Annotated in this window: 19 protein-coding genes; 15 read left to right on the top strand and 4 right to left on the bottom strand. The window is 65.6% G+C overall.

Going from position 1 to position 19816, the window contains the following annotated elements:
• Window positions 1–117 precede the first annotated feature (117 nt).
• On the bottom strand, window positions 118–666 hold the full coding sequence (locus tag JC616_RS02855) for a cupin domain-containing protein (RefSeq protein ID WP_107797945.1): 549 nt from the start codon (window positions 664–666) through the stop codon (window positions 118–120).
• A 334-nt stretch (window positions 667–1000) separates the two neighbouring features.
• Between JC616_RS02855 and JC616_RS02860 the strand changes: the two genes are divergently transcribed.
• The 14 genes from JC616_RS02860 to JC616_RS02925 all read left to right on the top strand — a co-directional run bounded on the left by JC616_RS02860 (window position 1001) and on the right by JC616_RS02925 (window position 15428).
• Window positions 1001–3388, top strand: a complete 2388-nt coding sequence (locus JC616_RS02860) for a PAS domain-containing sensor histidine kinase (RefSeq protein ID WP_227106599.1) — start codon at window positions 1001–1003, stop codon at window positions 3386–3388.
• Complete coding sequence (locus JC616_RS02865) at window positions 3385–4014, top strand: response regulator (protein WP_107797947.1); 630 nt, start codon at window positions 3385–3387, stop codon at window positions 4012–4014. Before JC616_RS02860 ends, JC616_RS02865 begins: the two co-directional genes overlap by 4 nt.
• 147 nt (window positions 4015–4161) lie before the next feature.
• A complete protein-coding gene (locus tag JC616_RS02870) occupies window positions 4162–5265 on the top strand; it encodes an ABC transporter ATP-binding protein (protein WP_107797948.1) in 1104 nt (367 codons plus the stop codon).
• Between the two features lie 40 nt (window positions 5266–5305).
• On the top strand, window positions 5306–6346 hold the full coding sequence (locus JC616_RS02875; protein ID WP_227106600.1) for an ABC transporter substrate-binding protein: 1041 nt from the start codon (window positions 5306–5308) through the stop codon (window positions 6344–6346).
• A gap of 79 nt (window positions 6347–6425) precedes the next feature.
• Entirely contained in the window at window positions 6426–7235 is an 810-nt protein-coding gene (locus tag JC616_RS02880; RefSeq protein ID WP_227106601.1) for a class II aldolase/adducin family protein, read from the top strand.
• 67 nt (window positions 7236–7302) lie between these two features.
• Complete coding sequence (locus tag JC616_RS02885) at window positions 7303–8331, top strand: ABC transporter substrate-binding protein (RefSeq protein ID WP_227106603.1); 1029 nt, start codon at window positions 7303–7305, stop codon at window positions 8329–8331.
• Between the two features lie 65 nt (window positions 8332–8396).
• Complete coding sequence (locus tag JC616_RS02890) at window positions 8397–9431, top strand: ABC transporter substrate-binding protein (RefSeq protein WP_227106605.1); 1035 nt, start codon at window positions 8397–8399, stop codon at window positions 9429–9431.
• Window positions 9432–9496: 65 nt separating this feature from the next.
• Window positions 9497–10531 carry an ABC transporter substrate-binding protein gene (locus JC616_RS02895; protein ID WP_107797952.1) on the top strand — a complete coding sequence of 345 codons (1035 nt, stop codon included), beginning with the start codon at window positions 9497–9499 and terminating at the stop codon, window positions 10529–10531.
• A 58-nt stretch (window positions 10532–10589) separates the two neighbouring features.
• A complete protein-coding gene (locus JC616_RS02900; protein ID WP_107797953.1) occupies window positions 10590–11849 on the top strand; it encodes an ABC transporter permease in 1260 nt (419 codons plus the stop codon).
• Between the two features lie 40 nt (window positions 11850–11889).
• Window positions 11890–12717 (top strand): ABC transporter permease, encoded by an 828-nt coding sequence (locus tag JC616_RS02905; protein ID WP_227106607.1) that lies wholly within the window; start codon window positions 11890–11892, stop codon window positions 12715–12717.
• A gap of 98 nt (window positions 12718–12815) precedes the next feature.
• Entirely contained in the window at window positions 12816–13313 is a 498-nt protein-coding gene (gene tpx, locus JC616_RS02910; protein ID WP_043594076.1) for a thiol peroxidase, read from the top strand.
• A 268-nt stretch (window positions 13314–13581) separates the two neighbouring features.
• A complete protein-coding gene (locus tag JC616_RS02915) occupies window positions 13582–14310 on the top strand; it encodes a substrate-binding periplasmic protein (RefSeq protein ID WP_227106609.1) in 729 nt (242 codons plus the stop codon).
• A 323-nt stretch (window positions 14311–14633) separates the two neighbouring features.
• Entirely contained in the window at window positions 14634–15014 is a 381-nt protein-coding gene (locus JC616_RS02920; RefSeq protein WP_227106611.1) for a hypothetical protein, read from the top strand.
• A gap of 24 nt (window positions 15015–15038) precedes the next feature.
• A complete protein-coding gene (locus JC616_RS02925) occupies window positions 15039–15428 on the top strand; it encodes a hypothetical protein (RefSeq protein ID WP_227106613.1) in 390 nt (129 codons plus the stop codon).
• Between the two features lie 140 nt (window positions 15429–15568).
• Here the strand turns inward: JC616_RS02925 and cynS are convergent, their stop codons facing one another.
• Complete coding sequence (gene cynS, locus JC616_RS02930; RefSeq protein ID WP_107797958.1) at window positions 15569–16039, bottom strand: cyanase; 471 nt, start codon at window positions 16037–16039, stop codon at window positions 15569–15571.
• Window positions 16040–16078: 39 nt separating this feature from the next.
• On the bottom strand, window positions 16079–16714 hold the full coding sequence (locus JC616_RS02935) for a carbonic anhydrase (protein WP_107801599.1): 636 nt from the start codon (window positions 16712–16714) through the stop codon (window positions 16079–16081).
• 109 nt (window positions 16715–16823) lie between these two features.
• On the opposite strand from JC616_RS02935, the gene cynR reads away from it, so the two are divergent.
• Window positions 16824–17726 (top strand): transcriptional regulator CynR, encoded by a 903-nt coding sequence (gene cynR, locus JC616_RS02940; RefSeq protein ID WP_227106615.1) that lies wholly within the window; start codon window positions 16824–16826, stop codon window positions 17724–17726.
• A gap of 61 nt (window positions 17727–17787) precedes the next feature.
• On the opposite strand, the gene JC616_RS02945 is transcribed toward cynR, so the two are convergent.
• Window positions 17788–19425 carry an APC family permease gene (locus JC616_RS02945; RefSeq protein WP_227106617.1) on the bottom strand — a complete coding sequence of 546 codons (1638 nt, stop codon included), beginning with the start codon at window positions 19423–19425 and terminating at the stop codon, window positions 17788–17790.
• Between the last annotated feature and the right edge of the window lie 391 nt (window positions 19426–19816).

Raw genomic sequence — 19816 nt, forward strand, 5'->3', positions numbered from 1 at the left:
GGCGAGCTAAGGCGAAAGCGGCCGAGACAGCGGAATGGTCATACGGTAGATGAGCATTTCGAAGCGGTACTCACCGTGTAAGGCGTCCTCGACGCGCAGCGGATCGTAAACGGATTATCAGAAGTTGGCCGGGGTGTTGGCGCTGATGATCTCCGCCTCGTCCGGCCCGATATTGCGGAATTTGTGCGGCAGGGTGCTGGGGAAGTAATAGCCGTCCCCGGCGGAGAGGATGCTGATGTGGCCGTCCACGGTCAGCTCCACGCTGCCGCGCACCACTACGCCGCACTCCTCGCCCTCGGGATGGGTGATCATTTCCTTGCCGGTGTCCGCGCCCGGCGAATACAGCTCGCGCAGCATGCGCATCTGGCGATTGGGATTGGACGCGCCGATGATCAGCAGCTTCAGGCCGTCGCGGCCCAGATCCGGCTGTTGTTCGCGGCGGAAGGTGTAAGGGTCGCTGGGCGGCGGTTCGCCAAAGGTCAGGAATTCGGTCAGCGTCATGGGGAAACCCTGAATCAGCTTCAATAGCGAACTGATGGACGGGCTGACCCGGTTCTGTTCTATCAGCGAGATGGTGGCGTTGGCCATGCCGGCCCGTTTCGCCAGCTCGCGTTGAGACAGCGCGAAGTGCTCGCGCACTTGTTTGACGCGTAATCCAATATCCATGCCTGTAACCTCGGTGGCGTGCCCTTGTCGGCCTCTGCTTAGTATTTTCGACAATTTTTCGAATAGCGTCACAGTATACTGATGTCGCCGCCGGCGATGCAGAGCAATTCGCGTTTTCCGGCCGGCGGCGGCGCATTTTCGAAGCCTGGGACCATTCTCCGGACCGTCGCCGCGTCTGCCCGCGTTCTCAATCCTCCCGTCGCCGTCCCGCCAGGCCCGTCGCCTGCGCCGCTTGCCACAGACTTTCCCGCTTTGTGTTTGATTTTTTAGACAGCGTCGCCGCGCTGCCACAGTATGGTGGCATGCGCGCCGTCCGGCGCGCCGGAGAGACGCATTGAGAGCCTTATTGTGGATGGCGGGATGGGCGGCGCTATGGCTGGCGCCGGCGAGCTGGGCGCTGAGCCTGTCGGCGGCGGAGCGGGACTGGCTGAGCCGGCACCCGGTGCTGCGGGTGGGCGTGGTGCCGCAAGCGCCGTACGCGGTGCTGGACGCGCGCCGGCAGGCGCTGAGCGGCGCGCATGTGGAACTGATGAACCGGCTGGCCGCCGAATTGGGCCTCAAACTGGCCTGGACCTTCTATCCGAACAAGACGCAGTTGAGCGCGGCGGCGCGGGCGGGGCGGGTGGATGTCGCGCCCGGCCTGGAACAAACCCCGGCCGGCTTGCGTTACTGGCTGTTTTCCGGTCCCTTCCTGCGCATCCCCTACAAACTGGTCGGGCGCGGCGAGCCGGCGGCGGCGCTGGAACTGGAACAGCTGCCGGACAGCGCGCGGGTGGCGGTGCTCGAACCGGGCGCGGCGGCGGCCTTTCTGATCGCCAATTATCCGGCCTTGCGGCGCTTGCCGGCCGGCTCGGACCGCAACGCGCTGCAGCAGGTGCAGCAGCAGCGGGCGGATTACGCGGTGGTGGACGAGGCGCAGCTGAACCAGCTGCTGCGCGAGCCGGAATTCTCGCACTTGCGCGCGGTGGGCGACAGCGGCGCCACCCGGCTGCTGCGGGTGGCGTCGCGGCAGGACTGGCCGCAGCTGGCGATGCTGCTGGACCGGGCCTTGAGCGCGCTGCCGGCCTCGCAGCGCGGCCATCTCTACACGCGCTGGGTGCAGGCGGAGCCGACGCCGCTGGCCGACAGCCTGCCGTTTTGGCGCAGGCTGAGCCAGGTCTCGCTGCTGCTCATCCTGCTCTTGGCCGGCGCGCTGCTGTGGCAGGGCCGGCAGCAGCGGCAGTCGCGGCAAGCGCTGGCGGCGGCGCGGCAGGCGCTGGCCCAGCGGGAAGCCGGTGCCGAGGCCTTGCGGCTGACCCAGTTCTCGGTGGATCACAGCACGGTGGGCATTCTGTGGCTGAACTGGGAAGGCCGGCTGCGTTACGCCAATCAGGCCGCGCTGGCGATGCTGGGGTGCGCGGAGGCGGAGGCGGTGGGGCAGCCGCTGTCTCGCTTCCAGCCGGGCTTGGACATGGACGGCTGGCTGGACTTGTGGGGCCGGGCGCGGAGCCGGGGCCTGCTGCAGTTTGAAACCGATAGCCTGCGCGCCGACGGCGGCAGCCTGCCGCTGGACGTCTCGCTCAGTTTTCTGCGCTTCGGCGGCGCCGACTACCTGGTGGCCTTTATGCACGACGTCACCGAAAAGCGGCAGGCGCGCGCCGCCCTGCGGGAGAGCGAGGCGCGTTTCAAGGGCATTGCCGGCAATGTGCCGGGCCTGGTGTTCCGGCTGGAGCGCGCCGACGCGGCGGAAGACCCGCGGCTGGCCTTCGTCAGCGAGGCCAGCCTGGCGCTGACCGGCTACCCGGCCGCGGACTTGCTGGCGCGGCCGGAGGGCTTGCAAGCGCTGGCACACCCTGAGGACGCCGCGGCGCTGCGCGACAGCTGGCAAGCCGCCTGGCGCGAGCAGCGCGACTGGAGCTGGCAGGGCCGGATTCTGACCCGGGACGGCGCGGAGCGCTGGGCCGATCTGCGCGCCAGCGCCCGCCGCCACGGCGCGACGGGCATGGTGTGGGATGGCATCCTGTGGGATATCAGCGCCGGCAAGCGCAATGAACTGGAGCTGAGCGCGTCGCGCGCCATGCTGCGCGATCTGGCCGCCCACCTCGAAACGGTGCGCGAGGAGGAAAAAGCCCATATCGCACGCGAGGTGCACGACGAGCTGGGCCAGGTGCTGACCGTGCTCAAGCTGGAAACCTCGATGCTGGAACTGAGTCTGGGGCGGCCGGAGGGCGCGGCGGCGGAGCGGCTGGCCAGCATCAAGAAGCTGATCGCCCAGACCTTCGCCCTGGTCCGCGACGTGGCCACCGCGCTGCGGCCGCCCATCCTGGACGCGGGCCTGGCCTCGGCGGTGGAATGGCAGGCGCGCCGCTTCGAAGCCCGCAGCGGCATACCCTGTCTGGTGCTGGTGCCGGACACGCCGCTGCGCCTGGACGACGCCAAGGCGGTGGGCCTGTTCCGGGTATTGCAGGAGGCGCTGACCAATGTGATGCGTCACGCCGAGGCTCACACGGTGACGCTGCACTTGCAGGCCTTGCCGGGAGAACTGGTGCTGAGCATTATCGACGACGGCAAAGGCTTCGAGCGGCGGCCGGGGGAAGCGGGCAGTTCCTACGGCCTGGTGGGCATGCGCGAGCGCCTGCTGATGTTCGGCGGCGGCCTGGACGTGGCCAGCGCGCCGGGACAGGGCTGTAGTTTGACGGCCCGGCTGCCCTTGCGGCCGGATGAAGGGGAGGAGAAGACATGATTCGAGTGATTGTGGCGGAAGACCACACCATTGTGCGCGAAGGCATCAAGCAGTTGATCGGCCTGGCCGACGATTTGCAAGTGGTCGGCGAAGCCGCCCACGGCGCCGCGGTGTTCGACGCCTTGCGCGCCGCCGCCTGCGATGTGCTGCTGCTGGATATTTCCATGCCGGGCCTGAGCGGCCTGGACGTGATCCCGCGCTTGCGGGCGCTGGCGCAGCCGCCGGCCATCCTGGTGCTGTCCATGCACGACGAGGTGCAGATGGCGGCGCGCGCGCTCAAGGCCGGCGCCGCCGGCTACGCCACCAAGGACAGCGATCCGGCGCTGCTGCTGACCGCGATCCGCAAAGTGGCCGGCGGCGGCCGCTACATCGACCCGCAACTGGCGGACCGGCTGGTGTTCGAAGTCAATCTCAGCGACGAGAGGCCGCCGCACGCCCAGTTGTCCGAGCGCGAGTTCCAGGTGTTCCAGCGCCTGGCGCAGGGGGCCAACGTCAACGAGGTGGCGCAGCTGCTGGCGATCAGCGCCAAAACCGTCAGCACCCACAAGGTCAGGCTGATGCAGAAGCTGCGCGCGCAGTCGCTGGCGGATCTGGTGCGCTACGCGATCGAGCATCAGCTGTTTTAACGCGCTTGGCTGCTGCGGCGCACTAAGAATTTCCCTACAGCGCGCGCCGTTTATCCCGACGGCAAAATCCGCCGCCCGCCGATGGCGGGCGCGCGCCGCGCTCCCTAGCATGGTTGGCGTACGCATTCACTTTCAGGTGTCGCCGCCATGTCCGCAGCCAGCGATGTGCTTGTCCGCTTCCTCAACGTCCAGAAAAGCTATGACGGCGAAAACCTCATCGTCAAAAACCTGAACCTGGACATCCGCCGCGGCGAATTCCTCACCCTGCTGGGGCCGTCCGGCTCCGGCAAGACCACTAGCCTGATGATGCTGGCCGGTTTCGAAACCCCCACCGGCGGCGAGATCCAACTGGCCGGCCGCTCCCTCAACCGGGTGCCGCCGCATAAGCGCAACATCGGCATGGTGTTCCAGAACTACGCCTTGTTCCCGCACATGACGGTGGCGGAAAACCTGGCCTTCCCGCTGTCGGTGCGCGGGGTGTCCAAGGCGGACATCCAGGACAAGGTGAAGCGGGCGCTGGCCATGGTGCAGCTGGACGCCTTCGCCGGCCGCTATCCGGGCCAGATGTCGGGCGGCCAGCAGCAGCGGGTGGCGCTGGCGCGCGCGCTGGTGTTCGAGCCGCAGCTGGTGCTGATGGACGAACCGCTGGGCGCGCTGGACAAGCAATTGCGCGAACACATGCAGATGGAGATCAAGCATCTGCATCAGCGGCTGGGCGTCACCGTGGTCTACGTCACCCACGATCAGGGCGAGGCGCTGACCATGTCGGACCGGGTGGCGGTGTTCCATCAGGGCGAAATCCAGCAGATCGACGCGCCGGCCCAGCTCTACGAGCGGCCGGACAACGCCTTCGTCGCCAACTTCATCGGCGAGAACAATCGCTTGCCAGGCACCCTGCTGAGCCAGGACGGCGAGCGCTGCCTGGTGGAACTGGAGCGCGGCGAACGGGTGACGGCGCTGGCGGTGAAGGTGGGCGAGGCCGGCAGCCCGGTGTCGCTGTCCATCCGCCCCGAACGCATCCTGCTCAACGGCCATAGCGAGCGCTGCGACAACCGCTTCTCCGGCCGGGTGGCCGAATTCATCTATCTGGGCGACCACGTGCGCGTGCGCATGGAGGTGTGCGGCAAGCCCAACTTCTTCGTCAAACAAGCCATCGCCGAACTGGACGCCACGCTCGCCGTCGGCGACGTGGTGCCGCTGGGCTGGCAGGTGGAGCATGTGCGCGCGCTCGATCCGCTGGTTCACGAATAGCAAGGCGCGACGCCGCTCCCTTTGCACAGGAGGACCTGGAATGTCTGCAAGCATCAAGCTGGCCGTCACGGCCCTGGGTTTGGCTTTCGCGGGCCAAGCCATGGCGGCCGCTCTGACCGTGATCTCGTTCGGCGGCGCGGGAAAGTCCGCCCAGGACAAGGCGTATTACCGCCCCTTCCAGCGGGAGACCGGCATCAAGGTGATCGGGGCGGAATACAACGGCGAGATGGCCAAGATCAAGGCCATGGTCGATAGCCGCAGCGTGTCGTGGGACGTGGTCGAAGTCGAGCCGGCGGCGCTGGCGCGCGGCTGCGACGAAGGCCTGTTCGAAAAGCTGGATTACAGCAAGATCGGCAAGCCCGCGGATTTTCTCGCCGGCGTGGTGCAAAGCTGCGGGATAGGCATGAACGTCTGGTCCATCGTCCTGGCCTACAACGCCGACAAGCTGAAAACGGCGCCGGCTGGCTGGAAGGATTTCTGGGACGTGAAGACCTTCCCGGGCAAGCGCGGTCTGCGCAAGGGCGCGCAGGACAATCTGGAGTTCGCGCTGATGGCGGACGGCGTCGCCCCGAAGGACGTTTACAAGGTGCTGGCCACGCCGGCGGGCGTCGATCGGGCCTTCCGCAAGCTGGACCAGCTCAGGCCGAACATCCAGTGGTGGGAAGCCGGCTCCCAGCCGCCGCAATTTCTGGTTTCGGGCGATGTGGTGATGAGCTCGGCCTACAACGGCCGCATTTCCGAAGCGAGGAAGGAAGGCAAGAACCTGAAGGCGGTCTGGAACGGCTCGGTTTACAACTACGACTACTGGGCGATTCCCAAGGGCAGCCCGCGCAAGGACGACGCGCTGAAGTTCATCCGCTTCGCCACGCAGCCGGCCAATCAGAAAGTCTATGCCGACACCATCGATTACGGCGTCACCCACCGCAAGGCGATCCAGATGCTGGACGCGACAAGGAGCCGGGATCTGCCGACCTCGCCGCGGAATCTCGCGGTGGCGCTGAGCGAGGATACGGCGTTTTGGGTGGACAGGAGCGAGGAGCTCGAGCAGCGCTTCAACGCCTGGGTGGCCAAGTCCAAGTAAGCGCGGTTGCCGCGGCGCCCGCCGGCGTCGCCAGTTGGCCCCCCGGATGGGGGCGGATGCACAACACACCGAGGTCATGATGGAACGCTCAGCAAAGCTCAGCCCTGCCCCGCAGCAAGCCGCCCAGCCAGTGGAGTCGGAAGGGGAGCGGCAACTACGTCGAGAACTGGCGGCCTGTTATCGGCTGATCGCGCACTTTCGCATGAGCGATCTGATCTCGACGCATATCTCGGTGCGCTTGCCAGGGCCGGAACACCATTTCCTGATCAATCCCTACGGGCTGATGTTCGACGAAATCACCGCGTCCAGCCTGGTCAAGATCGGTCTCGACGGCCGGGCGCTGGACGAGAACGACGCCCTGGTCAATCCGGCCGGCTTCGTCATCCACAGCGCCATCCACTCGGCAAGACCGGATGCCCAGTGCGTGCTGCACACCCATACCCGGGCCGGCTGCGCGGTGGCGGCGCTGGCGGAGGGCTTGTTGCCGGTGAACCAGATGTCGATGGAGTTCTACGGGAAGGCGGCGTACCACGATTACGAAGGCATCGCCCTTGACCTCAACGAGCAGGCGCGCCTGGTGCGGGATCTGGGCGACAAGCCGGTGCTGATCCTGCGCAACCACGGCTTGCTGACCGTGGGGGAGACGGTCAAGCAGGCTTTCCTGCGCATGTACTACCTGGAGAAGGCCTGCGACATCCAGCTGAGCGCGCAGGCGGCCGGAGCCTTGCGCCTGCCGTCCGTGGCGGTTTGCCGGCGGACCGAGCGCCAGTTCAACGAGCCGGAGCGCGAGGTGGGCGAGCGGGAGCTGAAGGACGATAGGTTCGTCGACCTGGCCTGGGCGGCGCTGCTGCGCCTGCTGGACCGGCTCGATCCCGGCTACAAACTTTGACCGGGAGGGGCGGCTGCCGCGGCCCGGCCAGCGGGCAAGCGGCGTTGACATAAAGGAGGTAGGGGTCATGGCGATACACGGTAAATCCTTGCTTCTGGCTTGCGCCGCGCTGGCGGCCAGTCAGGCGCAGGCGCTGACCATCGTGTCATTTGGCGGCGCCAACCAGGCGGCCCAGGTTCAGGCCTATTACCAGCCCTTCCAGCGCGCGACCGGCATCAAGGTGCTGGCTGGCGAATACAACGGCGAAATGGCCAAGGTCAAGGCGATGGTGGCGGCGCGGAGCGTGTCCTGGGACGTGCTGGAGGTGGAAGCGCCGGAGCTGGCGCGGGGCTGTGACGAAGGCTTGTTCGAAAAGCTGGACCCGGCGCTGGCCGGCGCGCGCGCAGAGGTGGTCGATGGCGCGCTGCAGCCCTGCGGCATCGGCCTCTTCGTCTGGTCCAATGTGCTGGCTTACAGCGCGGACAAGCTGAAGACCGCGCCGCGCGGCTGGGCCGATTTCTGGGACGTGAAGCGCTACCCGGGCAAGCGCGGCATGCGCAAGAGCGCCAAATACACTTTGGAGATCGCTCTGCTGGCCGACGGCGTTGCCGCCAAGGACGTGTATCGCCTGCTGGCCACGCCGGCCGGCGTGGAGCGCGCCTTCAAGAAGCTGGCCCAGCTCAAGCCGCATATCCAGTGGTGGGAGGCCGGCGCGCAGCCGCCGCAATACCTGGCCTCCGGCGATGTGGTAATGAGTTCGGCCTACAACGGCCGCATCGCCTCGGCCCAGCAAGAGGGCCGGAATCTGAAGATAGTTTGGGACGGCAGCCTGTATGACTTTGTCTACTGGGCCATCCCCAAGGGCGCGCAACAGGGCGCGGCGGCAAGGCGTTTCATCGCTTTCGCCAGCCGGCCGGAAGCCCAGGTGGCGTATTCGCAACAGATGGCCTATGGCCCGATCAATCGCCAGGCGATGGCGCTGTTGGCGCCGGCGCGACAACTCGAACTGCCCACCGCGCCGGCAAATCTGCAAAGCGCGGTACGGGTGGATTCCAACTTTTGGGCCGACCACGGCGAAAGCCTGGAGCAGCGCTTCAATGCCTGGGCCCTGCGCTGATGGTCGGTTTTGAAAGCCGCGCCGGCCTGGCCGGCGTCACGATGCAGCCAATAAGGAGAATGAGGATGGCAGTTGGACAAGGGTTCATCCTGCTGGGCGCCGCGTTGGCATTGGCCGGCGTCGCCCAGGCCCGGGATCTGACCGTGATTTCCTTTGGCGGCGCCAGCAAGGCGGCGCAGACCAAGGCCTATTACCAGCCGTTTCAGCAAGCCACCGGCATCAAGATCCTGGCCGGCGAGTACAACGGCGAAATGGCCAAGCTCAAGGCCATGGTGGACACCAAGAGCGTGTCCTGGGACGTGCTGGAAGTCGAATCGCCGGAGCTGGCGCGCGGCTGTGACGAAGGGCTGTTCGAGCGGCTGGATTACGCGCGCATCGGCAATAAGGCGGATTTCCTGCCGGGCGCGGCCCAAGCCTGCGGCATCGGCACCCTGGTCTGGTCCACCGCGCTGGCTTACAACGCGGACAAACTCAAGACCGCGCCGCGCGGCTGGGCCGATTTCTGGGACGTGAAGCGTTATCCCGGCAAGCGCGGCATGCGCAAGGGCGCCAAATACACTTTGGAGATCGCTCTGCTGGCCGACGGCGTTCCGGCCAAGGACGTGTATCGCCTGCTGGCCACGCCGGCCGGCGTGGAGCGCGCCTTCAAGAAGCTGGCCCAGCTCAAGCCGCATATCCAGTGGTGGGAAGCCGGCGCGCAACCGCCGCAATACCTGGCCTCCGGCGACGTGGTGATGAGTTCCGCCTACAACGGCCGCATCGCCGCGGCGCAGAAAGAGGGCAAGAAACTGAAAATCGTCTGGGACGGCAGCCTGTACGACTTCGACTCCTGGGCCATTCCCAAGGGCTCGCCTAACAAGGACGCTGCTTACCGCTTCATTGCCTTCGCCAGCAAGCCGGAAAACCAGAAAGTGTATTCCCAGAACATCAGCTACGGACCCAGCAATCAGAAAGCCTTGGCGCTGCTGGACAAGGCGGAAGTGTCGGAGCTGCCCACCGCGCCGCAGAACATGAGGAATGCCTTGAAGGTGGATATAGAGTTTTGGGCCGACCACGGCGAAAGCCTGGAGCAGCGCTTCAATGCCTGGGCCCTGCGCTGATGGTTGGTTTTGAAAGCCACGCCGGCCTGGCCGGCGTCACGATGCAGTCAACAAGGAGAATGAGGATGGCGTTTAAACAAAAATGCATGCTGCTGGGCGCCGCGCTGGCTTTGGCCGGCGCGGCTTCGGCCAAGGATTTGACGGTGATTTCCTACGGTGGCGCCAACAAGGACGCCCAGGCCAAGGCTTATTACGCGCCCTTCCAGAAGAGCAGCGGGCTCAAGCTGGTCAGCGGCGAATACAACGGCGAAATGGCCAAGCTCAAGGCCATGGTGGACACCAAGAGCGTGTCCTGGGACGTGTTGGAAGTGGAGTCGCCGGAACTGGTGCGCGGCTGCGACGAAGGTCTGCTGGAGCGGCTGGATTACGCGCGCATCGGCAATAAGGCCGACTTCGTGCCCGGCGCGGCCCAGCCCTGCGGCATCGGCATCTTCGTCTGGTCCACCGCGCTGGCCTACAACGCCGACAAGCTGAAGACCGCGCCGGCCGGCTGGAAGGATTTCTGGGATCTGAAGAAATTCCCCGGCAAGCGCGGCCTGCGCAAGGGCGCCAAGGGCACGCTGGAGATTGCGCTGCTGGCCGACGGCGTGGCCGCCAAGGACGTCTATCCGGCGCTGGGCACGCCGGCCGGCGTGGACCGCGCCTTCAAGAAACTGGACCAGATCAAGCCCTATCTGCAGTGGTGGGAGGCCGGCGCGCAGCCGCCGCAATACCTGGCCTCCGGCGATGTGGTGATGAGCTCCGCCTTCAACGGCCGCATCGCGGTGGCGCGCAAGGAGGGCAAGAACCTGAAAGTGGTGTGGAACGGCAATCTCTACGACTTCGATTACTGGTCGATTCCCAAGGGCACGCCCAAGCGCGACCAGGCTTACCAGTTCATCGCCTTCGCCAGCAAGCCGGAAAACCAGAAGGTTTATTCGCAGAACATCGCCTACGGTCCCAGCAACAAGCGGGCGATTCCGCTGCTGGACAAGAACGAGCTGCCGGATTTGCCGACCGCGCCGCAGAACATCAAGGACGCGCTGAAGATCAATCTGGAGTTCTGGGCCGACCACGCGGAGAACCTGGAGCAGCGTTTCAACGCCTGGGCGGCGAAGTAGGGCGCTCATCCTTCATTTAGCGGAGGCCGCCTTTCGGCGGCCATAACGGAGTAAGGCCATGACGGCTTCCACGGTATCCCATTCCCGCGCGTCCGCGCCGGACGAGCGGCCTCTGAAGGCGCGGCTGGCCCGGGCGGAGCGGCTGGGCAAGCTCAAGTCGCTGGCGCTGGTGTCGCCGCTGCTGCTGTTCTTGCTGCTGACTTTCATCGTGCCCATCGGCGCGCTGCTGTTGCGCAGCGTGGACAACCCGGAAGTGGCGGGTTCGCTGCCGCGCACGGTGCGGGCGCTGGCGGCCTGGGACGGCAAATCGCTGCCGCCGGAGGCGGCTTACCGCGCGCTGGCCGACGATGTGCGGCTGGCCGGCGAGCGCCAGACGCTGGGTGATCTGGGCAAGCGGCTGAACATGGAAGTGCCCGGCTACCGCAGCCTGCTGGGCAAGACCTCGCGCGCCTTGCCGCTGGAGCCGGCGCCGGCCTCGTTCAAGCAGGCGCTGACCGAGCTGGACGAACGCTGGGGCGACCCGGCCTACTGGCTGGCGATACGCCGCAACCAGTCCGCCTACACGCCGTATTATCTGCTGGCGGCGCTGGATCACCGCATCGACGACCTGGGCGAACTCAGCCGCGCGATGCCGGATCAGGGCATTTACCTGAGCGTGTTCGCCCGCACGTTCTGGATGAGCCTGGTGGTGACCGCGCTGTGCCTGCTGCTGGCCTATCCGCTGGCCTATCTCTTGGCCAGCCTGCCCACGCGCCGCAGCAATCTGCTGATGATCATGGTGCTGCTGCCGTTCTGGACCTCGGTGCTGGTGCGGGTGGCCGCCTGGATCGTGCTGCTGCAGTCCGGCGGCCTGATCAACGCCGCCTTGCTGAGCCTGGGCCTGATCGAGCAGCCGTTGCAGCTGGTGTTCAACCGCGTCGGCGTCTACATCGCCATGGTGCACATCCTGCTGCCCTTCATGATTCTGCCCATCTACAGCGTGATGAAGGGCATCTCCCCCAGCTATCTGCGCGCGGCGATCTCGCTGGGCTGCCACCCCTTCGCCGGCTTCTGGCGGGTGTACGCGCCGCAGACCGTGGCCGGAGTGGGCGCCGGCTGCCTGCTGGTGTTCATCCTGTCCATAGGCTATTACATCACCCCGGCCTTGCTGGGCAGCCCCAACGACCAGATGGTCAGCTATTTCGTCGCCTTCTACACCAACACCACCATCAACTGGGGCATGGCCACCGCGCTGGGCGGCCTGCTGTTGGCGGCCACCTTGCTGCTGTACGCGGTCTACCACCGGCTGGTGGGCAGCGAACGGCTGCGGCTGGGCTGAACCGCCGCCTGGACCCAACCGATACTGGAGAGCCAAACCGATGCCAAGCCATCACACCTTGCCGGAAGAACGGCTGTGGTTTTACCTGCACCGCCTGCTGGGCGGCCTGACGCTGCTGTTCCTGGTGCTGCCGGTGCTGGTGATCATCCCGCTGTCTTTCAACGCCAGCGCCTTCCTGGTTTATCCGCTCAGCGGCTTTTCCCTGCGCTGGTATCAGGAGTTCTTCTCCTCGGCGGAGTGGATGCGCGCCTTGCAGAACAGCCTGATCGTCGCGCCGCTGGCCACCGTGCTGGCGATGACGCTGGGCACGCTGGCCGCCGTCGGCCTGACCCGCGCCGAATTTCCCGGCAAGGGCCTGCTGATGGCGGTGTTGATCTCGCCCATGGTGGTGCCGGTGGTGATCGTCGGCGTGGCCGGCTATCTGTTCTTCGCGCCCCTGGGCATGGACAACAGCTATCTGACGCTGGTGCTGCTGCATGCGGCGCTGGGCGTGCCCTTTGTGGTGATCACCGTCAGCGCCACGCTGCAGGGCTTCAACCGCAATCTGGTGCGGGCCGCCGCCAGCCTGGGCGCGTCGCCGCTGCGGGTGTTCTTCAAGGTGACGCTGCCGCTGATCGCGCCGGGGGTGATTTCCGGCGCGCTGTTCGCCTTCGGCACCTCCTTCGACGAGGTGGTGGTGACGCTGTTCGTCGCCGGGCCGGGCCAGGCGACGCTGCCGCGGGCGATGTTCGGCGGCATACGCGAAAACCTCAGCCCCGCCATCGCCGCGGCGGCCACGCTGTTGATCGGGTTTTCGGTGCTGATGCTGCTGACGCTGGAGTGGCTGCGCGGCCGTGCCGAGCGGCTGCGCAGCCGGCCCGGGGTCTGAATACCGGCTTGGCCCTACTTTGGGAGGGGTTGAATTTCAGCCAAGCTGCCGCACACTAGGAGGCATTCACCCCCTGAAACCAAATGAGGAATTCCCACATGGCTACCGTTACTCTGCGCGGCAATCCGGTTGAAGTGGCTGGCGCGCTGCCGGCCAAGGGCCAGCAAGCCCCGGCCCTGACCCTGACCTCCGCCGACCTGGCCGAAGTCAAACTGGACAACTACGCCGGCAAGAACAAGGTGCTGAACATTTTCCCGAGCGTGGACACGCCGACCTGCGCGATGTCGGTGCGCAAGTTCAACGAACGCGCGGCCAAGCTGGCCGACACCGTGGTGCTCTGCGTTTCCGCTGACCTGCCGTTTGCGCAGAAGCGCTTCTGCGGCGCCGAGGGCATCGACAATGTGGTGACCCTGTCCACCTTCCGCAACCCGCAGTTCGCAGCCGACTACGGCGTCAAGCTGGCCTCCGGCCCGCTGGCCGGCCTGACCGCCCGCGCGGTGGTGGTGCTGGACAAGGACAACAAGGTGCTGCATAGCGAGCTGGTGGCCGAGATCGGCGAAGAGCCGAACTACGACGCCGCGCTGGCCGCGCTGTAAGCGACGTTGCCGCAGACCAAACCCGCCGGTGTGAATCGGCGGGTTTTTTGCGCCCCGGCTCCGGCGCCAATCCGCCATCAGGTCAAAATAATCCTATAGTGGATCCATCACAGCGGTTTTAAATCTTTATCTTCACAAGATTCGACCTTAAGCCCTGTGACAAAGGCGCTGCCCATCCCGCTTAACGGCCCACGTTCTTATGCCCCCCATGCTCAAACGACACAAGGCGTCATGCTCGCTTGCATTACGGAATGCCTCTGGAGGACTCGTGGCTAAGCGGCTGCTTTTTACCCTCTTATTGCTGGGGGGCGCGCCAAGCTGCTTGGCGGAGCAGCTTCTATCCCTGCAGTATCGGGACAAACCGCCCTACAGCTATAGCCAAAATGGAAAACCGGCCGGTTTTTTATTGGAGCGGACCATTGAAATTTTACACCGCGCGGCCGTGCCGGCGGAGTTTGAAGAAGTGCCTGCCAAACGCATTCTCAGTAATATTCAAGCCAATAAGAAATTGATTTGCTCTCCAGGCTGGTATAAAACCCCTGAGCGCGAGGCCTTTGCCTTGTTTTCCTCGGCCATTCACCAAGACAAGCCGCACCTGATATTGGCGAACGTCAAATCCGCGAAAAACATCCAGAAATTGGGCACGTTAAAAGCGCTGTTCGCCAGCCATGAATTCAAGCTTGGCAAAGTTTCCGGCGTGTCTTACGGCACAGAATTGGATGCGATGATTGATCATGCCGCCGCCGCCGTGATGGATTCGACGGTGACACCGGGCGAACTGGCTCAAATGATCGTCTCTCAGCGTGCCGACTATATGCTGATCGATGTCGAGGATTACAAATTTCTGCTGCAGAAAAAAGAAATCGATTCAACAAAGTTGACGATATTGACATTCAAGGACATTCCCGAGGGGCTTAAGCGCTACATTATGTGCAGCAAGCAGGCCAGTCCCGAGCTGATGCAGCGGATTGATCAATCCATACACCTCCCTCCCTGATCCTGCCTGCGGCTATCCCGCGCGCGCTGTTTCCTGCCGGCGTCCTCCCTTGACGGTCTTCACCAGCCTGTTTAGGCTTGGTCCCGCGTCGTGCCCAATCACACGGCGCAGGGTTTGCAGGCCCATCATTTAACTCTCCCGCAGACACAACGGTCCGCTTTGGCGCCGTTACGTCTGCTGCCACGCCGTACCCATTCGGGGCGGGCCGTGGCAGGGAGCCTTCGGGCTGCCGGTTTTGGTAGAGTTAGCCGGTCCTGCAACCTTGTCACGTGCCTGCCTCAGCCTCGTCTGAGCAGGTTTCCAAAGCTGACATGGAGACCGTGATGACCTTTTCCACCTTTCCCCCCGCGATGCCCCCTCCCGCCTGTTCCCATGGCGCAGGAGAACGCCCCGAGCCCGCCGCCGCGCCGGTGATGGAGCAACTGCGTTCCTGCGCTCAGCGCTTGCCCGCCGCCGCCGGCAATGTGCTGCTGCTGGGTGAGCTGGGCCGCCAATTGAACGATTGCTATATCGAGCTGGACTCCGCCCTGTTGAGCGGGGTGATGGATATGCGCGCCGCCCATACCGGGCTGTTGGCGCTGCTGACCTTGCTGGAACGTCGCGACGAGCCTTTGTTGTTCAGCAGCGAGGAGGCGCTGGCCTTGCTGGAGCCGATACAGCAGCGTTTGCAACGCGGTCTGGAACACGTCAACGGCGTGTTGTGACGCTTGGACAGGGAGGGCATGGCCATGATGAAGCTGCTGATCCAACACAATGAGGCGCTCAAAGGCGCGGCGCGTTTAATCGTCGATTACGAGATGCGCTTGGGGGTGATTGCGCTGAAGGACAGCAACCCGCTCCATCCGGACAACACCGCGGCGGTTCAGCGGCAGATCAAGCGGGCGCTGGCGGACTTTTATTATTGGAGCCGGTGGCAGGGCGAGCACGAACCGGCCCGCGCCGCCTTATTGGCGATGTGGGCGTCCGGGAAATGGAGCAGCCGCGATCTCTGCGCGCAGCGATGTTATCTCTTGGCGGGCTTCCGCAACGTAACTACCGCCCGTCTGGCGCTGGTGGGCGCGCCGATACCGGACCCTGACGCCGTCCAACGCCAACGCGCCGCCTGGGAAACGCCGTAGCCGGCTATCCGGCGGCCTGTGGCGTCGCACCCGTTTCCGCGTGGGTATCGCTGCGCTCCACCCACCCTACGGTTGGGGCCGCGTTGGGTTGGGGGACGCCATTAGAACGTGTTCACGCCCTTGCGGGCGTGAACGGGTGCTTAATAGGGCTTATTGGGCAGGAACTTGCCGTCCAGGGTGATCACCGCGCGCTCGCCGCCGTCCGGGTCTTCCACTTTGCGGATGTCCAGCTTGAAGTTGATGGCGCTGATGATGCCGTCGCCAAACTTCTCGTGCACCAAGGCCTTCAACGTGGTGCCGTAGATCTGGATCATTTCATAGAAGCGGTAAATGGTGGGGTCGGTGGGAATGCCGCCGGGAATGCTGCCGCGCAGCGGAATGGTTTGCAGCTGCAGAGCGTCCGCGGCGTTCAGGCCCAGCCGTTCGCAGACCAGCTCCGCCGCGAGCTTGGACAGCGCGTGCTGGCCCAGCACGGCGGCGGTGACATAGGCCAGACTGAGGCCGGTGCCGGCGGCCAACTGCTCCCAGCTCAGGTCTTTCAAGGCCTTGGCGGCCAGGGCGCGGGCGGTCAATTCCAGGCGGGGGTCTTGGTGGATATTGGCGTGTTGCATGGTGTGGTCCTTTCTTCAGGTTTGCGGGAGGCACCGGTTTCAGGCGGCGCGGGTCAGCGGAAAATCCGCTAGGGAAACGAAGCGCTGGCTGGCGTGGTCCAGGGCCAGGACGGCGCCGGTTTCAATGTCGTAGACCCAGCCGTGCAGGGTCAGCCGGCCCTGGCGCATCGCCAGCGCCACCGAGGGATGGGTCTTGAGGTTGGCCAGCTGCGCGACGACGTTTTCCTTGACCATGTCGTCCAGCCGCTGGCGGGCGTCGTCGTGATGGCGCGCCGCGTTCACCACTTTGGCGGAGTCGGCGTGGCGCAGCCAGCCGGCCACCGCTGGCAGATGGTCCAGGCAGCGGCCGTTGGCGATCGCCGTCATCGCGCCGCAGTCGGAATGGCCGCAGACCACGATGTCGGCGACGCCCAGCGCCGCCACCGCGTACTCCACGGAGGCGGTGACGCCGCCCGGTTCCGGCCCGTAGCTGGGGACGATGTTGCCGGCGTTGCGGATCACGAACAGCTCGCCGGGCTCTTGCTGAGTCAGCAGCTCCGGCACCACGCGGCTGTCCGAGCAGGTGATGAACAGCGCGCCGGGGGCCTGGCTGTCGGCCAGTTGGCGAAACAGCGCCGAACGCTGGGGGTAGGCTTCCTGTTGGAATTTCAGAAAACCGTCGATGAGGGCTTGCATGGCTTGCTCCTTGGCGGGGAAGGGATGCGCCAAGGATGAAGCTTTTTCATCATAGGGTCCAAGACCGATATAGAATGATTTCCATAATTATTTCCTATAGTTTGGACGCATGATTCTTCGACATATCCGTTATCTGCAAGCGGTGGCCGAACACGGCAATTTCACCCGGGCGGCGGAGGCGCTGCATGTGTCGCAGCCCACGCTGTCGCAGCAGATCAAGCAATTGGAAGAGACGGTGGGCGCGCAGTTGCTGGACCGCAGCGGGCGGACGGTGCGGCCCACCGACGCCGGGGCCGCCTATCTGGAATACGCGCGCCGCGCGCTGCGCGAGCTGGAGGCGGCGCAGCGGGCCACCCGGGACGTGGGCGATCTGTCGCGCGGCAGCTTGCGGCTGGCGATGACGCCGACCTTCGCCAGTTATCTGCTGGGGCCGCTGGCGGCGCGGCTGCGCCGGCTCTATCCGGGCATAGAGCTATGCGTGCGCGAGGCGACGCTGGACGCGATCGAGCTGGCCTTGCTGGAGGACGAGATCGATGTCGGGATCGCTTTCGATCAGGCGCGCTCGGCGGAGATAGACGCGCGGCCCTTGTTTCGGGAAACCCTGGCCGTGGTGGTGGGCGACGGCCATCCGTGGCGTCGGGCGGGGGCGATAGGCGCGGAAGCGCTGGCGCAGGCGCCCTTGGCGCTGTTGAGCGCGGACTTCGCCACCCGCGGCCATATCGATCGTTACTTCCTGGCGCTGGGTCTGAAGCCGCGGATCGCGGTCCAGGCCAACAGCATCAGTGCGGTGATGGAAATCGTCCGCCACGGCGATTGCGCCACCATTTTGCCGCGAGCGATCACGCGGCAGCATCCGGCGCTGAGCGCGGTGGGCTTGAGCACGCCCTTGCCGGCGCGCACGGCGGCGGCGCTGACGCGCAAAGACGCGTATCGCAGCGCCGCGGCGCGCGCGCTGATGCCTTTGCTGGATGTCTTGGGGGAGGAGTTGGGAGCGGAGGACGATAGGGAATAAGACGACGCAGGCGGCGCAAGGCCGCCCGCTGCGGGGCCGACGGAGCGGCCCCCGGTAGGATTTAGGCTTGCTGGCCGGCCAGCTTGCCGCGCGGCGCGCTCTCGGCGGCCGCCATATCGGCCACCGCGCCGGCGTCGTGCTCGGCGTCCAGATAGCGGGTGCGCCAGCCGCTGTTGACGCCCCAGTAGTAGAAGCCCAGCGAGATCACCGCCACCACCGCCATGTCGGGGCCGTAGGGCAAGAGGCCGATGCCGCCGAAGTCCCGGCTGCCGATATAGGACATGAGGGCCATCGTCGGCAGGTAGAGCACCATCCACAGCGCGCCTTTCAGCTCGCGGCCGAATTCCGGCCAGCCGGCGCGGGCCTGATACCAGAAGTACACCGGCAAGGCGGCCACGATCAGGAAGATGATCTCGCCGGTCAGCGGCCAGCGCGCCCAGTACAGCACCAGGGACGCGCAGACGAAGGCGAAGGGCGCGATCACGCCGAGGCCGGCCAGGCGCAGCGGGCGCGGCAGGTCCGACGCGCAGCGGCGCAGCGAGGCCACGCTGATGGGGCCGGTCAGGTAGGAAATCACCGTGGCCACCGAGATCACCGCCGCCAGCGTGCCCCAGCCGCGGAAGAAGAACAGGAACACGAAGGAGATCGCCAGGTTGAACCACATCGCCGGACGCGGGATCTGGTACAGCGGGTGGATGCGGCCGAAGATCTCCGGCATGGTGCCGTTGCGCTGCATGCCGTAAATCATGCGCGAGGTGGTGGCCATATAGGTGGCGCCGGTGCCGCTGGGGCTGACGAAGGCGTCGAAGTACAGCAGCAGCATCAGCCAGTTCAGGCCCAGCGCCATCGCCAGTTGGGCGAAGGGGGAGCTGAAGTTCAGACCCTGCCAGCCGTGGGCCAGGTCCGCCGGCGACAGCGCGCCGATGAAGGCCACTTGCAGCGCCACATAGATCACCGCCGCCAGCAGGATGGAGCCCACCACGCCGAAGGGCACGCTCTTGCCCGGGTTGCGGGCCTCGCCGGCCAGGTTGATCGGGCTTTGGAAGCCGTTGAAGCTGAACACGATGCCGCTGGTGGCCACCGCCGTCATCACGCTGGCCCAGCCAAAGGGCGCGAAGCCGCCCGGGGTGTTCCCGCCCAGATTGCCGGGATGGAAGCCGCTGTAGATCAGCGCGCCCACGGTCAGCGCCGGCACGATCACCTTGAAGATGGTGATGGCGCTATTGGCCTTGGCGAACAGGCGCACGCCCCAGTAGTTGAGCATGAAGTAGACGATGACCAGCAGCGCGGACAGCATCAGGCCGGGCGGGGTCAGTTCGCCGTTGGAGAACAGCTGCTGGGCCCAGGGATACGGCCAGGAGCTCATGTATTGCACCGAGGCCTCGGCCTCGATCGGGATCACCGAGACAATGGCGATCCAGTTGGCCCAGCCGGCGATGAAGCCGAGCAGGGAGCCGTGGGAGTAACGGGCGTAACGCACCATGCCGCCGCTTTCCGGGAACATGGCGCCCAGTTCCGCGTAGCTCAGCGCGATGGAGAGAATGATCACCATGCCGACTATCCAGGCGACGATGGCGGCCGGGCCGGCGATCTGGGCGGCGTGGGCGGCGCCGAACAGCCAGCCGGAACCGATGATGGAGCCCAGACCGGTCAGCATCAGGGCGATGGGGCCGATATGGCGGGAGTGTTGCTGTGTCAAAGGTATCTCCTGTCAAAAGAACCTGCTGACGATCCGCTGCGCGTCGTGAGGCGTCACACGGCGAGTACCGCTTCAGAATGCTGAAGCCGCTTTCGCCCTGTCCCGCCCTGGCTCGCGAGATCGTAAACAGCTTCTGAAAACCCGACGGTCCGGCGGAGTCAGCTCCGGACGCGGCGGGCAAGCGATGGGGACAAGTTCCGGCCACGGCGCGGCGGCTCCGCCGTCCTTGTGCGGACGGGAGCGGGGCGGTGTCGGTGCGCTGGAGACGCCGGCGCGGAGGGCGTCGGCGAGCTTGTCCCGGGTGCCGGGTGGGCCCGGTCTGATGTGCTCTTTTATAAGAGGGGGCTAATCTACCTTTGCTTTTCATTACAGTATGTAACGAAATGTACTC

The organism is Chromobacterium rhizoryzae (genome assembly GCF_020544465.1).
In the GTDB taxonomy this organism is placed as follows: Bacteria; Pseudomonadota; Gammaproteobacteria; order Burkholderiales; family Chromobacteriaceae; genus Chromobacterium.

Coding starts and splice junctions, on each gene's coding strand:
- cynR (WP_227106615.1), top strand. CDS start 16,824: ATGATTCTTCGACATATCCGTTATCTGCAAGCGGTGGCCGAACACGGC.
- JC616_RS02925 (WP_227106613.1), top strand. CDS start 15,039: ATGATGAAGCTGCTGATCCAACACAATGAGGCGCTCAAAGGCGCGGCG.
- JC616_RS02935 (WP_107801599.1), bottom strand. CDS start 16,714: ATGCAAGCCCTCATCGACGGTTTTCTGAAATTCCAACAGGAAGCCTAC.
- JC616_RS02880 (WP_227106601.1), top strand. CDS start 6,426: ATGGAACGCTCAGCAAAGCTCAGCCCTGCCCCGCAGCAAGCCGCCCAG.
- JC616_RS02920 (WP_227106611.1), top strand. CDS start 14,634: ATGACCTTTTCCACCTTTCCCCCCGCGATGCCCCCTCCCGCCTGTTCC.
- JC616_RS02905 (WP_227106607.1), top strand. CDS start 11,890: ATGCCAAGCCATCACACCTTGCCGGAAGAACGGCTGTGGTTTTACCTG.
- JC616_RS02870 (WP_107797948.1), top strand. CDS start 4,162: ATGTCCGCAGCCAGCGATGTGCTTGTCCGCTTCCTCAACGTCCAGAAA.
- JC616_RS02895 (WP_107797952.1), top strand. CDS start 9,497: ATGGCGTTTAAACAAAAATGCATGCTGCTGGGCGCCGCGCTGGCTTTG.
- JC616_RS02855 (WP_107797945.1), bottom strand. CDS start 666: ATGGATATTGGATTACGCGTCAAACAAGTGCGCGAGCACTTCGCGCTG.
- cynS (WP_107797958.1), bottom strand. CDS start 16,039: ATGCAACACGCCAATATCCACCAAGACCCCCGCCTGGAATTGACCGCC.
- JC616_RS02865 (WP_107797947.1), top strand. CDS start 3,385: ATGATTCGAGTGATTGTGGCGGAAGACCACACCATTGTGCGCGAAGGC.
- JC616_RS02890 (WP_227106605.1), top strand. CDS start 8,397: ATGGCAGTTGGACAAGGGTTCATCCTGCTGGGCGCCGCGTTGGCATTG.
- JC616_RS02875 (WP_227106600.1), top strand. CDS start 5,306: ATGTCTGCAAGCATCAAGCTGGCCGTCACGGCCCTGGGTTTGGCTTTC.
- tpx (WP_043594076.1), top strand. CDS start 12,816: ATGGCTACCGTTACTCTGCGCGGCAATCCGGTTGAAGTGGCTGGCGCG.
- JC616_RS02900 (WP_107797953.1), top strand. CDS start 10,590: ATGACGGCTTCCACGGTATCCCATTCCCGCGCGTCCGCGCCGGACGAG.
- JC616_RS02885 (WP_227106603.1), top strand. CDS start 7,303: ATGGCGATACACGGTAAATCCTTGCTTCTGGCTTGCGCCGCGCTGGCG.